The organism is Alienimonas sp. DA493, assembly GCF_043951915.1.
Lineage (GTDB): Bacteria > Planctomycetota > Planctomycetia > Planctomycetales > Planctomycetaceae > Alienimonas.
In genome coordinates this window covers 12,936-27,926 of sequence record NZ_JBINJD010000013.1, presented here as the reverse complement: position 1 = coordinate 27,926, position 14,991 = coordinate 12,936, and the positions used below count along the sequence as shown (strand labels likewise).

Below are 14,991 nucleotides of genomic sequence, written 5' to 3'. Positions count from 1 at the left end.
ATCTGTGCGGCTGCGGCTCACACCGCCCGGCGCCGGTCGCGCCCGAACCTGCCCCGCGTCAGGTCGTGTCGCCCGTCGACGGTCCCCCGGCGGAACGGCCGGAAGAAGCTTCTCGCCCCCGCCGCGCGACGTTCGTCGGCGAGGGCGTCCTTCGCGTGCGGTCGGCCCGCTTCGGCCAACGCGTGTTGAGCGTCTGGCTCACATAGCGCCGCCGCCCCGGGGCTGACGGTCTGCGCCGCCTGTCCCGCGGGGCCCTCTGCTGTCCGCGTCGCGTGAGGCGACGCCCTCTTCCACGCTGCGGCCCGGACCGGGGTCGCCGCGCCTTCCGGAACGGCCCCCGCCGGGCGGCCGTTCGTTCCCGACTGCTTTCTGCCGCCCGTTTGAAGGATCGTTCGATGACCTTGCGCACGCTGCTGTCCCTTCCCGTCGCCGCCCTCGCCGCTCTCGCGGTCGGATGTGCGGTCGAATCCGCTCCCGACGCCGTCGACGAGGTGACGGCGACCGACGCCCCCGCCGCGACCCCCGTGGCGATCGTCAACGAAACCTGCCCGCTGATGGGCGGCGACGTCGACCCCGCGGTCACGACCGAGTGGAACGGCCGAACCGTCGGCTTCTGCTGCGCCCAGTGCATCCCCGAGTGGAAGGAACTGAGCGAGGAGCAGAAGGCCGCAAACCTCGCCGCCGCCCAGGCCGGCGAGACGGAGAACGAGATGTCCGGCGACGACGCCGGCGAGGCCTGATTCGCTCCCGTTCCTCGCCCCCCCGTTTCCTGATGAGGAGCCGCGCGATGCTGGCCGCCCTCCGCCGCCGACTGTCCCGATCCGCCGCGTCGACTCCGGGTTCGCCGGAGTCGTCGCAGGAGTCCCCCGCGTCCGATACCGCCGCGCCCGCTCCGTCTGAAACGGCGGGGGCGGGGCGGTCCGGCGGGCGGCGGTGGGTCGGCACGGCGGTGCGGACGGCGGCGTTTCTGCTGGGCGTCGTCGTGTTGCTGGCTGGGCTGGGGCTCGCCCAGCGGGCGGGGTGGATCCCGACCGCGGAAGTCTCCGCCGCGACGCAGGGGGACGGCGAAGCTCGGTACATCTGCCCGATGATGTGCACCCCGCCGTCTTCGGAGCCCGGCCGCTGCCCGGTCTGCGGAATGGAACTGGTGAAGTCGGCCGACGGGAGCGGGGCGGGGGACGGCGTCTCCGTGATGCTCACCCCGGCGGCCCGCCGGCTGGCGGGGATCGAAACCGCCGAGGCCACGCTGGAACCGCTCACCCGGCAGATCCGCACCGTCGGCGAACTGTCCTTTGATGAAGGCCGCGACGCCACGATCGCCGCCTACGTCGACGGCCGTTTGGAACGGCTGTTCGCCGATTACGTCGGCGTGCCGGTGCGGGAGGGCGACGACCTGGCCGTGCTCTACAGCCCGGATCTCTACACGGCTCAGCGGGAATACCTCGCGGCCCGGCAGGCGGTCGCCGCGGGGGCGAACGCGAACGATCAAATCGCCCGGGAACTGGCTCTCGCCGCCCGCGACAAGCTGATCGAACTCGGCATGACGGCCGACCAAATCGAAGCCCTGCGGGAGCGGGGGACGGCCGAGACGCGACTCCGCATTCGCTCTCCGCTCGGCGGCACAGTGGTGGAGAAACTCAAAACCGAGGGCCAGTACGTCGCCCGGGGCGAGCCGATTCTGAAGATCGCCGATCTGTCCGCGGTCTGGTTGATGCTCGAACTCTTCCCGGAGGACGCCGCCGCGGTGCGGTTCGGCACGAAGGTCCGGGCGACGCTGCGGAGTCTGCCGGGCGAGGAGTTCGTCGGGCGGGTCGCCTTCGTGGACCCTGTCGTCGACCCGCAGACCCGCACCGTGGGCGTCCGGGTGGAGATGCTGAACCCGGACGGCCGCCTCCGCCCCGGCGACTTCGCGACGGCGGTCGTCGAAACGCCGGCCGTTCCGCCGCCGCCGGGCGAGCCCGTCTACGACCCGGACCTCGCCATGAAATGGGTCAGCCCGATGCACCCGCAGATCGTGCGGGACGAGCCAGGAGAGTGCCCGGTCTGCGGCATGGACCTTGTCCCCGCGAGCGAACTGGGCTTCGCCGAGAGCCGCACCGCCGACCGCCGCGTCCTCACCGTCCCCCGCGACGCCGTCCTGCGGGCCGGCGGGAACAGCGTGGTGTACGTCGAGACCGACCCCGGCCGATTCGAGATCCGCAACGTGGAGCTCGGCCCCACGGCGAGCGGCCGCACGGCGATCCTCGGCGGCCTGGAGGCGGGCGAGAAGGTGGCGACCGGCGGGAATTTCCTGATCGATTCCCAGATGCAGCTCGCCGGGAACCCCTCGCTGATCGACCCCGTTCGGGCGAACGCCTCGGCCCCGACGAAGGCGGAGGGCCCGCTCACGTTGCCGGAGGAGCCGGTGTTGATCGTGGAGGGCGAAACGGGCGAGGCGTTGGACGCCCTGTTCGCCGCGTATTTCGACGTGCAGACGGCGCTGGCCGCGGACGAACCGCCGCCGGCGGACGCGGTCGCGGCCCTCGACGCGGCCGCCGACCGGCTGGACGCCGCGGACCTCGCCGCCGCGGCGGACCAGATCGCCGTGGTGGAGCGGCACGTGCCGGAATTAAAAACGCAGGATCTGGACGCCGCCCGCGTCGCGTTCAAACCGATCAGCCATGCCGTGCTGCGGCTCTCGGCGGCGGTGCGGGGGCCGGATTCGCAGGCGGAGTTCACCCACTTCTTCTGCCCGATGGTCGAAGGGGGCGGGGGCGACTGGCTCCAGCCCGGCGGCCTGCCGCGGGACGCCCTGCGGAACCCCTATTGGGGGTCGCAGATGCTCAAGTGCGGGAAGAAAGTCCGCGAGGTCGCCGCCCGAACCGCGGGGGACGGCGCGAACGCGGGGACGAATTGATGCTCGCCGCCCTTGTCCGCTTCTGCGTCCGCGAACCGTTGATCGTCCTGCTGGTCACGGCGGGGCTGATCGGGTTCGGCGTCTACAGCGTGAACACCGTTCCGATCGACGCGATCCCCGACGTCGGCGAGAACCAGGTGATCGTCCTGACCGACTGGCCCGGCCGGTCGCCGAAGGACGTGGAGGACCAGATCACCTACCCGCTGAGCGTCAACTTATTGGCCGTCCCCGGGGCGGAGAGCGTGCGGGGGAAGAGCCTGTTCGGCGTGAGCTTCGTGCAGGTGACCTTCGACGACTCGATTGACTTTTACTGGGCCCGCAGCCGGGTCAGCGAGCAGCTCGGCGTGGCCGCGGCGAGTCTGCCGGACGGCGTAACCCCCCGCATGGGCCCGGACGCCACCGGGCTGGGGCAGATTTACTACTACGTGCTGCGTCCCCCGCCGGGCGGCGGCGTGAATCTGGCCGAATTACGATCGTTGCAGGACTTCGTCGTCCGCTACGAACTGCAGGCCGTCGAGGGGGTAAGCGAGGTCGCCTCGATCGGCGGGTACGTCCGCCAATATCAAGTCGACGTGGACCCGGACCGGCTGCGGTTCCACGACCTGCCGTTGGAGGCGGTCGTCACCGCGGTGAAAGGCAGCGGCCGGGACGTGGGGGCGAAGACCGTCGAAAGCGGCGGGATGGAATATATCGTTCGCGGCCGCGGTTTTATCGGCGGCGGGGAGGACGGCGACGCCGTCCGCGATCTGGAGGAAACCGTCGTCGCCGACCGCGAGGGCGTGCCGGTGCGGCTGGGGGACGTCGCCGACGTTCAGCTCGGCCCGGACTTCCGCCGCGGGGCGCTGGACCTCAACGGCGCCGAGGCCGTCGGCGGGGTTGTCGTGATGCGGTACGGCGAGAATCCACGGGCCGTTATCGACCGGATCAAGGCGAAGATCCGCCAGATCGAGCCGTCGCTCGGCGGGGTGACGATCCGCGGCGTCTACGACCGCAGCGGATTGATCGACGAAACCGTCGCCACGCTGACCGAGGCGCTGTGGCAGGAGATCGTCATCACGGCCGCCGTGATTTTATTGTTCCTGCTCCACGTCCGCAGCAGTTTGACGGTGGCCGGCACGCTGCCGGTCGCCGTGCTGCTGGCCTTCGGGGCGATGCGGCTCGGCGGGGTGGACGCCAACATTATGTCGCTGGCCGGGATCGCGATCGCGATCGGGACGATGGTCGATATGGGCATTATCGTCTCGGAGAACGTTTATCAGCACCTCGCCGAGCGGGCGGCGACGCCGGACGATCGCTCCAGCGTCGAGGTGATCGAAGATGCCGCCGCGGAGGTCGCCCCGGCGGTGTTCACGGCCGTGGCGACGACCGTCGTCAGCTTTTTGCCGGTCTTCTTCCTCACCGGGCGGGATCACAAATTGTTCGTCCCGCTGGCCTGGACCAAAACCTTTTCCATCGTGGCGGCCCTGATCGTCGCGGTGTGCCTCGTCCCCCCGATCTGTCGGCTGCTGCTCGGCGGTCGGCGGCGGTCGCGGTGGACCGCCGCGTTCGCCGGGCTGGCCGGGGCGACCGTTTTTGCGGGGTCGGCGGTCCTGTGGGCCGACCGGGCCGCCGGGTGGCTCACGGCGGAGCTCTTCCCGGGCGGCGGGTACGCCGTCTTTCCAATTCATCTCGCCCTCGCCGCCGCGGCGATTGGGTTCGCCGTGGGCTACCAAATGGCCCGGGAACGACTCAAACCAATCGAGGAGAATCCGGTCAGCCGGATCGTCGTGGGGATCTATGAACCGACGCTGCGATTTTTCCTGCGGCATAAAGGCGCCTTCCTGCTGGCTCCGGCGTCGATCGTGCTGCTCGGCCTGGGGGCGTGGTTCGGTCTCGGCTCCGTATTGAAACCGGTCGAGCGGGGGGCGAACGTCCTCGGCGCCGACCTCAACGCCGTTCCCGGTTATCTGAACGCGAAAAGTCGGTTCATGGGGGTGCCCAGCGACGACTGGATCGCGCTGGACGAGGGTTCGTGGTTCTATATGCCGACGCTGTACCCCGCCGCCAGCTTCTCCGAAGCGATGCGGGTTTTGCAGACGCAGGACGTGCTGATCGGTCGGATTCCCGAGGTCGCCGACGTACTCGGCAAGATCGGCCGGGTGGAGAGCGCCCTGGACCCGGCCCCCGCGGCGATGGTCGAAACCTACGTGATGCTCAAACCCCGCGAGCAGTGGCGGCCGGGCGTGACCAGCCGGGACGTCTGGGAGGAAATCAATTCCGTCGCCACGCTGCCGGGCGTCACGCCCGCCTCGCCCCTGCAACCGATCGAGGGCCGCGTCGTGATGCTGCAAAGCGGCATTAAGGCGCCGACGGCGGTCCGCATTTACGGCGACGACCTCGGGGAACTGGCGCAGGCCGCCCGAGCCGTCGCGGCGAAATTAAAAGGGAGTCCCTACGTCAACGCCGGCACGGTGAATCCGGACATCGTGCTCGGCAAACCGTACGTCGAGTTCGACGTCGATCGCGAGGCCGCCGCCCGCTACGGCCTGTCGGTCGAGAGGGTGAATCGCGTGATCGAAACCGCCCTGGGCGGAATGAACGTCGACCGCACCGTCGAGGGCCGGGAGCGCTACCCCGTCCGCGTCCGCTACCGCCGCGATCTGCGGGAGGACGTGACCGCCCTGGGCGAGCTGCCGGTCGTCGCGCCCGACGGCGAAACGGTGCCGCTGTCCGAACTGGCGACGCTGACGACGACCTGGGGGCCGGGGGCGATCAGCAGCGAGAACGCCCGGTTGGTCGCCCACGTGGCCTTCGCGGTGAGGGACGGAATCGGCGACCTGGAGGCGGTCGCCGCCGTCGAGGAGGCCCTGCGGGACGCCGCCGCCCTGCCGGAGGGCGATCCCGACCGGCTGGACCTGCCGGCGGGTTATTCGTTCGAGCTGGTCGGCAGTTTTCGCAATCAGATCGAAGCGAACCGCCGGCTCATGTGGCTCGTTCCGCTGGTCATCGGCATTAATCTGCTGCTCATTTATTTTCAGTTCCGGGCCGTGCCGCTGACGTTGGCGGTGTTCGCCGGCATCCCGGTGGCGTTCGGCGGGGGGATGATCTGCCTGGCGCTGGCCGGGACCGAGATGAACACCGCGGTGTGGGTCGGATTCATCGCCCTGTTCGGCATCGCCGTGGACGACGGGGTCGTGATCGCAACCTACCTCGATCAGGTCTTCACCCGCCGCCGCTTGCGGACGGTGGAGGACGTGCGGGCCGCGACCGTCGTCGCCGGGGCCCGCCGTATTCGGCCCTGCCTGATGACGACCGCGACCACGGTGCTGGCCCTGGCGCCCGTGCTGCTGGCCGACGGCCGCGGGGCGGACGTGGCCCGGGCGATGGCGTTGCCGGTGTTCGGCGGGATGACCGTCGAACTGGTGACGCTGTTCGTCGTGCCGGTGCTGTTCTGCGGGTTCAAGGAGTTCAAGCTGCGAGCGGGCCTCGCCGACCGCCACTGGGACGGGATTGAGGACGCAAGCGGTCAGGCCGTCTGAGCGTTCCGAGGCCGAGGCCCGCCCGATCCGCAGGCGGGAGACGGTTCCCCGGGACGTGAGGGGCAACGACCCGCCCCCGATGCGGGGGCGTCCTTCGGAACCGCTTCCCGAAACGATGTGGATCGCGTGGTAACGCCGAAAGCGGTCTGCCCGACCGTCGATTCGGCGGCGCTGGACTTCCTCTTCGTGGGGCTGGCCTTCCTCTTCGTGGAGAACGTGTCCGTGGGGTTGGGGGCAACCTCGTCTGCCCGGCGACGTGCGACCTGGGCGAGGAGCTGCGGGCGGCGCCGTTCTCCGCCGCCGCGGCCGAGTTCGCCGTCCCCCCGCCCACCGCGGCGTTCAGACGGTTCGCCCCGGGATCGAGGCGCTGGAGGTCTCCGCGCAGACGGGCGCCGGGATGGACGTCTGGCCGGCGAAACTCCAAACGTTCCCGACGGCTCCGAATTGAACGCCGACGCTCGGCTCAAGGCGTCGCGCCGGAGCGGAGGTAGAGCAGGACCAGGCCCGACAGGTAGGCGACGAGGGCGCAGGCCGAGTCGATTCCGAGGTTCAGCACGGTTCGGTTTCGCCGCTCCAGCAATCCCCACAGGTAGATCGCCGTCAACACGATCGCCAGCCCGGCGGTGAGGAGGGCGGAGGCGTCCGCGGCGTCGACGATCGGCCCGGCGGTGTAGGTCAGATCGCTGGGCAACAGCAGGGCGATCTCCAGCGTGTTCGTGCCGAAGATGTTGGCGATCGCCATGGTGTACCGCCCGGCCCGCACGGCCGCGGCGGTGGTGCTGATCTCCGGCAGGGAGGTCGTCAGCGCCACGAGCGTCGCCCCGACGAAGCCGCCGCCGAGGCCGGTCTGCTCCGAGAGGGCGTCGGAGGCGGAGGCCACCGTCCAGCCCGCGACCAGCACCAACGCCGCCGCGACCGTGAACTGCACCCCGGCCGACCAGAGGGACGGCTCCCTCTCCTCCGCGTCGTCGCTCTCGTCGTCCTCCGGCCCCCGGGCGTCGGCCGGTTCGTCCCGGTCCGAGTCGCGGTCGGGCAGGACCTTGGGAGTCCACACGTCGCGCTTGGCGTAGCGGTCCATGAAGTACAACGAGGCAACGTACAGCCCGCCCAGCAGGAACGGCCAGGCGCCGACGTGGGCGAACAGCGTCACGTCGCCGGCGGCCACGGCGACGATCGAGACGGCGACCTGCAGGACCAGCAACACGCCCCCCAGCAGCAGGGTCGAGTCCGGGGAGAAGTAGGTCAGCGCCCCGCGGACGAACCAGAAGTCGATCAGGGCCAGCACCGCCATCTGCATCGCCACGCCGCCGAACAGGTTGTTGACCGCGAGGGCCGCATTGCCGAGCAACCCGGCCGAGACCGTCGTGGCGATCTCCGGCAGGGAGGTCGCCACGCCCAGCAGCAGGGCGCCGGCGACGGCCTCGGACATGCCGGTCGCTTCGCCGATGCGGTCGGCGTTGTCGGCCAGGCGCCCGCCGGCCCGCCAGACGACGAGGCCCGCCCCCGCCAGCAGCAACGCGTTGCCCCAGAGGGGGAGGGCGGTGAAGTCCATGAGCGGAGCCGTGGGCGGCGGGATTGCGGCGACGGATGATTGTGCGGACCGTCGGCGCCCGCTCATGGGACGAACCCGCGCCCCGGGACGGGGCGATCGACCGCCTGCCCCGCCGGCTGTCTCCGCCGGCCCGCCCTGTCGCTCGTGAACGGCCGACGGACGCGGACCGATCGCGGGGCCGTCACTCGGCCGGCACGGCGGCGTAGTAGGCGGCGACGTCGGCCATCTGGTCCTCCGTCAGCGTGTCGGCGACCTCGTGCATCAGGTTCGCCCGCTCGGTCCCGGCCCGGGCCCCGCTGGCGAACAGCTCCAACTGCGTGACGAGGTACCACGCCGGCTGCCCGGCGAGCCGCGGGTACTCCTCGTTCTCCACCGCCTTCCCGGGGCCGTGACAGTCTATGCAGGAGGGAACGTGGCGTGCGGGAACCCCCTCCCGGGCGATGAGCGCCCCGCGGGCGATCGCCTGCCCATCCGGCGACCGGGGCTCAGAGGGCCGGGGCGTCTGGGCGGCGAAGTACTCGGCGAGGGCGTCGACCTCCGCGGCGGTCAATTCGGCGGCGATCGGCTCCATCATCCCGCTCGGCCGCCCGCCGGAGGCGTACGCCCGCAGGGACGCGGCGAGGTACTCCCGGCTCTGCCCGGCCAGCAGGGGGAAGGCTCCCGCGCCGCGGCCGTTGCCGTCGACGCCGTGGCACCGCACGCAGGTCTGCACGTGGGCCCGCTCGATCCCCGCCGCGGACAGCGCCGCCCGGCCCTCTTCAAGATCGCCCCAGACCAGTTCCCGGTACTCCGACTCCGACAGCCCCGGGAACGCCCGCAGAAAGGCGACGACGGCCCAGACCTCGTCCTCCCGGGCGTCCCGAGCCTCCGTGGGCCAGGCGGGCATGCCGGCCATCTTCACGCCGTGCTTGACGATGGTGAACAGCTCCTCCGGCTCCCACTGGGCCGTCACGTCCGGCAGGTAGGGCGGCGGCGGGAGCATCGCGGCGGCCACCCGCGGGTGGGGCGTGGTCGGGTTGCCGTGACAGGCATAGCAGCCGGTCTGGTAGTGCCCGGCGCCGCGGAGGATCATCGCCGGGTCGTCCAGCGTCTCCGGGACCGTCACGTCGAGGCTGTCCGTCGACACGGACCGGGCCATGGAAAAGCTGAGGAACCACCGGGTGATCGCCCAGTGTCCGCTGCTCGCCCGCACCGACACGACCCCGGAGACCGCCACGAGCGCTCCGATCATGGCGAGCCCCGCGGCGACGATCGCCACCGGCGTGAGAAAGCGTTTGACGGACGGCGGCATCACGGCGAACGGCGGGGCGGGCGGGAAGCGTGCGGGGGCGGGGAGCGAGGTTCAGGCGGGCCGTTCGGTCGGCCGCGGCGGGGCTCTGAGCAGGTCGGCGGACAACGCCAGCCCGCCGGCGAGGTAGGCCGCCCCGCCGACGATCAACATCACCGCCCCGCCGAGGTGCTGATCCTGCAACGCCGTCAGCCGCCCCCACCCGGGCAGCACGAAGCCGTCGTGGTGCGGGTAGACCGCCCGCGGGGCCAGCCCCAGCAGGGCGCCCAGCAGGGTCATGTGCATCGAGGTGAGCAACAGCCCGATCACCCCCGCGGCGCTGCGGCCCCGGTCGCGGGCCCCTCCCCCCGTCCGCCCGCCGAACGCCGAGAGCCAGACCCACAGGCCGGACAGCAGGAACGTCGCCTGCTCGGCGACCAGCCCCCAGGCAGATGTCCGGGCGAGGTGATGCGGAGCGGGAGCGTGCCAGGCCCAGACGATCAGCAGTTCCGCGACCGACGCCGGGATTACCGCGAACAGCCACGGCGCCGCCGGCACCGGATCGCACCGCGTGCCGGCGATCCCCAGCGCCAGCAGCGGGGCGGCGATCGCCACATTCAGCATGTGCATCGTCATGTGCGCGGTGAACGCCCCCTCCGCGGCTCGCGGCAGCGGCCCGATCCAGGCAACCGCCAGGGCGCCCAGCCCGGCGGCGATCAGCAGCGGGGGAGCGAACGCGTTTCTCAATCGCAGACCCCCGCCAGCAGGAACGCCGCCGCGGTGAACAGCGTGGCGAACGCCGACAGTCCCGACAGCAGGGCCGTGGCGAAGCCGAGGAAGCGGTGCCGGTCGATCGGGGCGTCGAAGTCGTGCGGGACGGCGCCGGTCGTCCCGGTCCGGTGCCGCCGCCACCCGCCCCAGCCGGTCCACCCGATCGCCGCCAGGGCCAGCGCCGTCACGACGGCGATATAAACCGGCAGCCGGCCCAGCGTGCCGAACTTCGCGCACCAGATCGCCGCCGGCACGTAGCAGGCCAGAAAGTGAAGCGACCAGATTGTCGGGGAGAGCGCCAACCCCCAGAGCAGGGCGGGCCGCTCCGGCAGATCGGCGTCGAGGTTCGGTTCCCCGGTGCGTTCGTCCGCTGGTTCGGGGGGCGGGGCGTTCACGGCAACTCTCCGGCGAGCAGCGGGAACCCGGCGAGCGTCGCCGCGGTGAGGGCGACGGTGAGGGCGAGGAAGTGCCAATACAGCGTGACGTTGCACAGGTCCGCGTCGTACCGGGCCGTCATGCGTCCCGCCAGCCGCCGGGCCACGCAGTACAGCTGCATGATCACGCCGACGACGGCGTGCAGCCCGGTCCAGCCGACGAGCACCCAGACCATCGCCGGGTAGACGTGCTCCGTCGGGTCGAGCCCCGCCCGCCACGGCGCCGCCCACAACGCCGCGGCCCCGCCGAGGGCCAGCGCCGCCGCGGTCCCGGCGGCGGCGTAGAAGGCGCCGGCCCGGTCCCCGCGGTTCCAGCGGCGGGCGAGGATCGTCGCCCCCCAACTGCCCAGCAGCGCCCCGCCGCCGACCAGCAACAGGACCCGGTCGGGGTCGGCGATCCCCGGCGGGGGGAACTCGGGATGCACGGTCCAATAAAAGAGATAGCCGAACACCAGCGACACGAACGCCGTCATGTCGCCGATCATCGTGATCGTCATCGCCCACCAGCCCACTGCCCGGGGGCCGGAAACGTAAATCGGCAGCGACAGGCCCAGCCCGACGTCCTTCTCGTCCTTCTCCGGAATGCGGGCGGCGCCGGTCCACAGCCAGACGAGGATCGTGCCCACGCCCAACAGTCCGCTGCCGCCCGCCCACCACCACCATTTATAGGTCGCGAAGATAAAAAATCCGCCGGTGAACAGCGCCGCCAGCGCCGGCAGGAACGACGGGCCGGGCACGCGGAGGCACTGTTGCGGTTGGGCGTCGACGACGGAGGTGACCAGCGTTTCCCGCAGTTCTTCCTCGGCGTCCGGCAGATAGAAGCGTCCCTCGTCCACGTCCCGGACGAAGTTCGGCTGATCCCACAGCGGATACCGGCTGTCGATCTCCGGAATCGATCGCACGCCCCAGGGGCGGCCCTCCGCCTCGGCCAGCCACTCCAGCGTGCCGGCCTGCCACAGGTTCCGCGGGGCCGTCGGTTGCTTCCCCTTCGGCCGCAGCACGTCCCACACGAACACCAAAAAGCCCGCCGCCAGCAACGCCGCCCCGCAGGAGGAGATCAGGTTCAATAGGTCCACGCCCATCCCGGCGGGGTAGGTGTAAACCCGCCGCGGCATGCCCCGCAGACCGCTCCAGTGCATCGGCAGGAAGGTGACGTTGAAGCCGACGAGCAACAGCCAGAAGGCGATCCGCCCCAGCCGCTCCGAAAGCCGTTTCCCGCCGCTGGCCAGGGGGAAGAAATAATAAAACGCCCCGACGATCGGGAAGATCGTGCCGCCCACCAGGACGTAATGCAGGTGCCCGACCACGAAATAGGTGTCGTGGGCCTGAAAGTCGAACGGGGCCACGGCGACCATCACCCCGGTCAACCCGCCGGCGACGAACGTCACGAGGCTGGCGAGGATGAACAGCATCGCCGCCGAACGGGCCGTCCTGCCGACCAGCAGCGTGGCCAGGAAGCAAAACAACTGCACCCCCGTCGGCACGGCGATCGCCATCGAAGCCGCGGAGAATATGGCGATCGAGACTCCCGGCAGGCCGATCGTGAACATGTGGTGCACCCACAGCCCGAAGCTGAGAAAGCCCGTCCCCACCGCGGCCAGCACGATCCAGCTATAACCGACGACCGGCGTGCGGGCGAAGGTGGGCACGATCGTCGCCATCAGGGCCACCGACGGCAGGAAGACGATATAGACCTCCGGGTGTCCGAAGATCCAAAACAGGTGTTGCCACAACACCGGGTCCCCGCCGCGGGCCGGGTCGAAGAACGGCCAGTCGAAGGCCCGCTCCATCTCCAACAACACGTCCCCCGCGATGAGCGGCGGGAAGGCGAACAGAATCATCGCCCCCACCACGAGGATATACCAGGCGTACAACGGCATGAGGTTCGCCCGCATCCCCGGCGGCCGGCACTTCAGCGCCCCGACGATCAACTCTACCGCCGCCGCGATCGAGGCGATCTCGATGAAGGACAGCCCCAGCAGCCAAATGTCCGCCCCCACGCCGGGCTGATAGTCGGTCGTCATCGGCGGGTACATAAACCACCCGCCCTTGGGGGCCGCGTCGAAGAAGATCGACCCGCAGACAAAGATTCCGCCGATTAAATAACACCAGAACCCGAACGCCGAGAGCCGCGGGAAGGGCAGGTCCCGGGCCCCCAGCATCTGGGGCAGAATCAAAATTGAGAACGCCTCGAAGATCGGCACGGCGAACAGAAACATCATCACCGAGCCGTGCAGGGTGAAGACCTGGTTGTATCGGTCCGCCGAGAGGAAGTCGTTCTCCGGAAAGGCGAGCTGCACGCGCATCAGCAGGGCCAGGACCCCGCCGAATAAAAAGAAGGCGAACGCCGCCAGCGTGTACCACAGGCCGACCTCGGTGTTGTTCACCGCGGACCAGTAGCGGAGCCCTTTGGGGGCCCGCCAGACCTTCATCAGGCGCTCCTCTTGTGCGTCGCGAACCTCTTTCGGCGGGGCCTGCGGCAGCGGGTCGATGTCGCCGGGGCGCTCCCGCTCGGGCCGCACGCGGTCCCGCTCCGGCACGCCGCCGCCCTCGCTGCGGGGGTCGTCCTCGGGGCGGGGCCCGTCGACCGGTTGGTCGGGCGTCTCGTTCACTTCAGGCTTTTCAGATACACCGCGAGCGCCCGCAGTTCGGCTTTGGGGAGGTGATCGAAAGCGGGCATTTCGGCGCCAGGCTTCAATCCGTCGGGCCGGGCGATCCAGCGGACCAGGTTCGCTTCGTTGTTGGGGAGCAGGCCGGCGCCGATCGTGGGGCGGCCGCCGACGTGCGTGAGGTCCGGCCCGACGACGCCGTCGGCCGGAGTCCCGCGGATTGCGTGGCAGGCCCCGCAGCCGGAGCGGAGGAACACGCGGGCTCCGAGCGCCGCGGTCTCCGACGTCGGCTCCGCGGCGGGGGCGGCCTGAGCGGCGAGCCAGGCGTCGAACTCCTCCCGCGGCTGCGTCGTCACGTCGAAGTTCATCAGGGCGTGGGAGGCCCCGCAGTACTCCGCGCAGGCGCCGCGGAACGTGCCGGCCCGGTCGGCCTCCAAGGCCAGGCGGTTCTCCCGGCCGGGAATCATGTCCACCTTCCCGCCGAGGGGCGGGATCCAGAAGGAGTGGATCACGTCCTCGCTGCGGAGCAGGAACTGCACCGGTTCGTCGGTCGGCAGATGCAGTTCGTTCGCCGTCTCGACGGGGCCGTCGGGGGTTCGGTAGCGGAATCGCCACCACCAGCGGACGCCGTCCGCCTCGACCGTCAGGCTGCCCGGCGGGGCGTCGCGGACCAGCGGGGGGATCAGGCCGAGGCCGTAGATCAGCAGGACCGTCAGGATAACGGTGGGGGCGACGACCCCGCCGCCGATCACCCACCAGCGGGTCGGGTCGAGTTCGTACTTCGGCCGTTCGATCACGATGGCGTAGACGGCCAGGGCCGCGACCGTCGCCCAGATCAGCACGCCGCCGCCGAGCATCCACCAGAACAGCGTGAGCACCCGCTCCGCGGCGGGGCCGGCGGGGGCCAGCGCCGACTGCGTCCCGTCGCACCCGGTCGCCGCGACGACCGCGACCGCTCCGCCGACGAACGGCGCCACGAACCGGCCCGCCGGGGGAGGTGCGGCGCCTGGGCGATCCGACATGGGGGCGGCGATCGGCACGGGGGGATCGACGGAACGGGACCGCGTGGCGCTTTGATTCGAGGACCGTCCGTCGGAGACGCGGCGGCGTCAACCGGCGGGGCGGGTCGGCGGGAATTCGCGGCATTCCCCCCATCGCCGCTCCGGGGCCGCCTCCCTCGACGGGAGCGACGCGCGACGGCAGGGTGCCGCGTCGACCGGGCGGCGGCGCGCGTCTCCCGCGTCGACACTCCGTACCCGCGACAGGGGCCGTCCTTGGAAGACTTCATCACCTCGACCCTGCAGTCGTGGGGTTACGCCGGCGCCGCGGCGTTGATGTTCTTCGAAAACGTCTTCCCGCCGATCCCCTCGGAGGTCGTGATGCCCGGCGCCGGGGCGGCGGCGAAGTCCGGCGGGTACTCGCTGACGCTGATGATCCTCGCCGGCACCGTCGGGTCGATCCTCGGCCAATTGGGGTGGTACGCCGCGGCCCGGTACGTCGGCACGGAGCGGTTCCGCCGCTGGGTCGAACGGCACGGGCACTGGTTGGGCGCCACCCCCGGCGACGTGGAGCGGGCGGACCGCTGGTTCGACCGCTACGGCCTGTGGGCCGTCACGATCGGCCGCCTGGTGCCCGGCGTGCGGACGCTCATCAGCGTGCCGGCCGGCCTGTCGGAGATGGGGCTGGTCCGCTTTCTGATCGGCACCTCGATCGGCACGACGATCTGGACGGCCCTGCTGGCGGGCGTCGGATACTGGCTCGCCGGGCAGCGGGAGTCGATCACGAACGTGCTGAACTACGTCGGCATGGCCGTCGTCGGCGTGCTGCTGGCGGCGTTCGTCTGGCGGGTGATCCGGCGTCGGCGGGAGCTCCGTCGGGCCGACGCCGCCTGAGGCCGAATCGCCGTTTCGCCCGCCGCCGCGTCGCAGCGGCGGCCTGGGGCGT

At 71.0% G+C, this 14,991-nt stretch carries 10 protein-coding genes; 4 read left to right on the top strand and 6 right to left on the bottom strand.

The features are described 5' to 3' along the window. Positions 1–395: 395 nt before the first annotated feature. Genes ACG2DA_RS03415 through ACG2DA_RS03405 form a run of 3 tightly spaced genes read left to right on the top strand, consistent with a single transcriptional unit; the run spans position 396 to position 6,414 of the window. A complete protein-coding gene (locus tag ACG2DA_RS03415; protein WP_395254064.1) occupies positions 396–740 on the top strand; it encodes a hypothetical protein in 345 nt (114 codons plus the stop codon). A 47-nt stretch (positions 741–787) separates the two neighbouring features. Further along, a complete protein-coding gene (locus ACG2DA_RS03410) occupies positions 788–2,896 on the top strand; it encodes an efflux RND transporter periplasmic adaptor subunit (protein WP_395254063.1) in 2,109 nt (702 codons plus the stop codon). After that, positions 2,896–6,414: an efflux RND transporter permease subunit gene (locus tag ACG2DA_RS03405; RefSeq protein WP_395254062.1), complete on the top strand. Its 3,519-nt coding sequence runs from the start codon at positions 2,896–2,898 to the stop codon at positions 6,412–6,414. Before ACG2DA_RS03410 ends, ACG2DA_RS03405 begins: the two co-directional genes overlap by 1 nt. Before the next feature lie 463 nt (positions 6,415–6,877). Here ACG2DA_RS03405 and ACG2DA_RS03400 read toward each other — a convergent pair whose 3' ends face one another. From ACG2DA_RS03400 to coxB, 6 genes are all read right to left on the bottom strand, one after another. Further along, positions 6,878–7,966: a sodium:calcium antiporter gene (locus ACG2DA_RS03400; protein ID WP_395254061.1), complete on the bottom strand. Its 1,089-nt coding sequence runs from the start codon at positions 7,964–7,966 to the stop codon at positions 6,878–6,880. Between the two features lie 181 nt (positions 7,967–8,147). Then, positions 8,148–9,257: a c-type cytochrome gene (locus ACG2DA_RS03395; protein WP_395254060.1), complete on the bottom strand. Its 1,110-nt coding sequence runs from the start codon at positions 9,255–9,257 to the stop codon at positions 8,148–8,150. Between the two features lie 51 nt (positions 9,258–9,308). Then, a complete protein-coding gene (locus ACG2DA_RS03390) occupies positions 9,309–9,980 on the bottom strand; it encodes a cytochrome c oxidase assembly protein (RefSeq protein WP_395254059.1) in 672 nt (223 codons plus the stop codon). Then, positions 9,977–10,399 (bottom strand): hypothetical protein, encoded by a 423-nt coding sequence (locus tag ACG2DA_RS03385; RefSeq protein WP_395254058.1) that lies wholly within the window; start codon positions 10,397–10,399, stop codon positions 9,977–9,979. Before ACG2DA_RS03385 ends, ACG2DA_RS03390 begins: the two co-directional genes overlap by 4 nt. After that, positions 10,396–12,870: a cytochrome c oxidase subunit I gene (gene ctaD / locus ACG2DA_RS03380; RefSeq protein WP_395254090.1), complete on the bottom strand. Its 2,475-nt coding sequence runs from the start codon at positions 12,868–12,870 to the stop codon at positions 10,396–10,398. Before ctaD ends, ACG2DA_RS03385 begins: the two co-directional genes overlap by 4 nt. Before the next feature lie 176 nt (positions 12,871–13,046). After that, positions 13,047–14,069 (bottom strand): cytochrome c oxidase subunit II, encoded by a 1,023-nt coding sequence (gene coxB, locus ACG2DA_RS03375; RefSeq protein WP_395254057.1) that lies wholly within the window; start codon positions 14,067–14,069, stop codon positions 13,047–13,049. 252 nt (positions 14,070–14,321) lie between these two features. Between coxB and ACG2DA_RS03370 the strand changes: the two genes are divergently transcribed. Then, positions 14,322–14,939 (top strand): DedA family protein, encoded by a 618-nt coding sequence (locus tag ACG2DA_RS03370; protein WP_395254056.1) that lies wholly within the window; start codon positions 14,322–14,324, stop codon positions 14,937–14,939. Positions 14,940–14,991: the final 52 nt, after the last annotated feature.

Bases quoted from the DNA above. Each gene is read 5' to 3' on its own strand.
- ctaD (WP_395254090.1), bottom strand. From the start codon at position 12,870: ATGAAGGTCTGGCGGGCCCCCAAAGGGCTCCGCTACTGGTCCGCGGTG.
- ACG2DA_RS03400 (WP_395254061.1), bottom strand. From the start codon at position 7,966: ATGGACTTCACCGCCCTCCCCCTCTGGGGCAACGCGTTGCTGCTGGCG.
- ACG2DA_RS03415 (WP_395254064.1), top strand. From the start codon at position 396: ATGACCTTGCGCACGCTGCTGTCCCTTCCCGTCGCCGCCCTCGCCGCT.
- ACG2DA_RS03395 (WP_395254060.1), bottom strand. From the start codon at position 9,257: ATGCCGCCGTCCGTCAAACGCTTTCTCACGCCGGTGGCGATCGTCGCC.
- ACG2DA_RS03405 (WP_395254062.1), top strand. From the start codon at position 2,896: ATGCTCGCCGCCCTTGTCCGCTTCTGCGTCCGCGAACCGTTGATCGTC.
- coxB (WP_395254057.1), bottom strand. From the start codon at position 14,069: ATGTCGGATCGCCCAGGCGCCGCACCTCCCCCGGCGGGCCGGTTCGTG.
- ACG2DA_RS03410 (WP_395254063.1), top strand. From the start codon at position 788: ATGCTGGCCGCCCTCCGCCGCCGACTGTCCCGATCCGCCGCGTCGACT.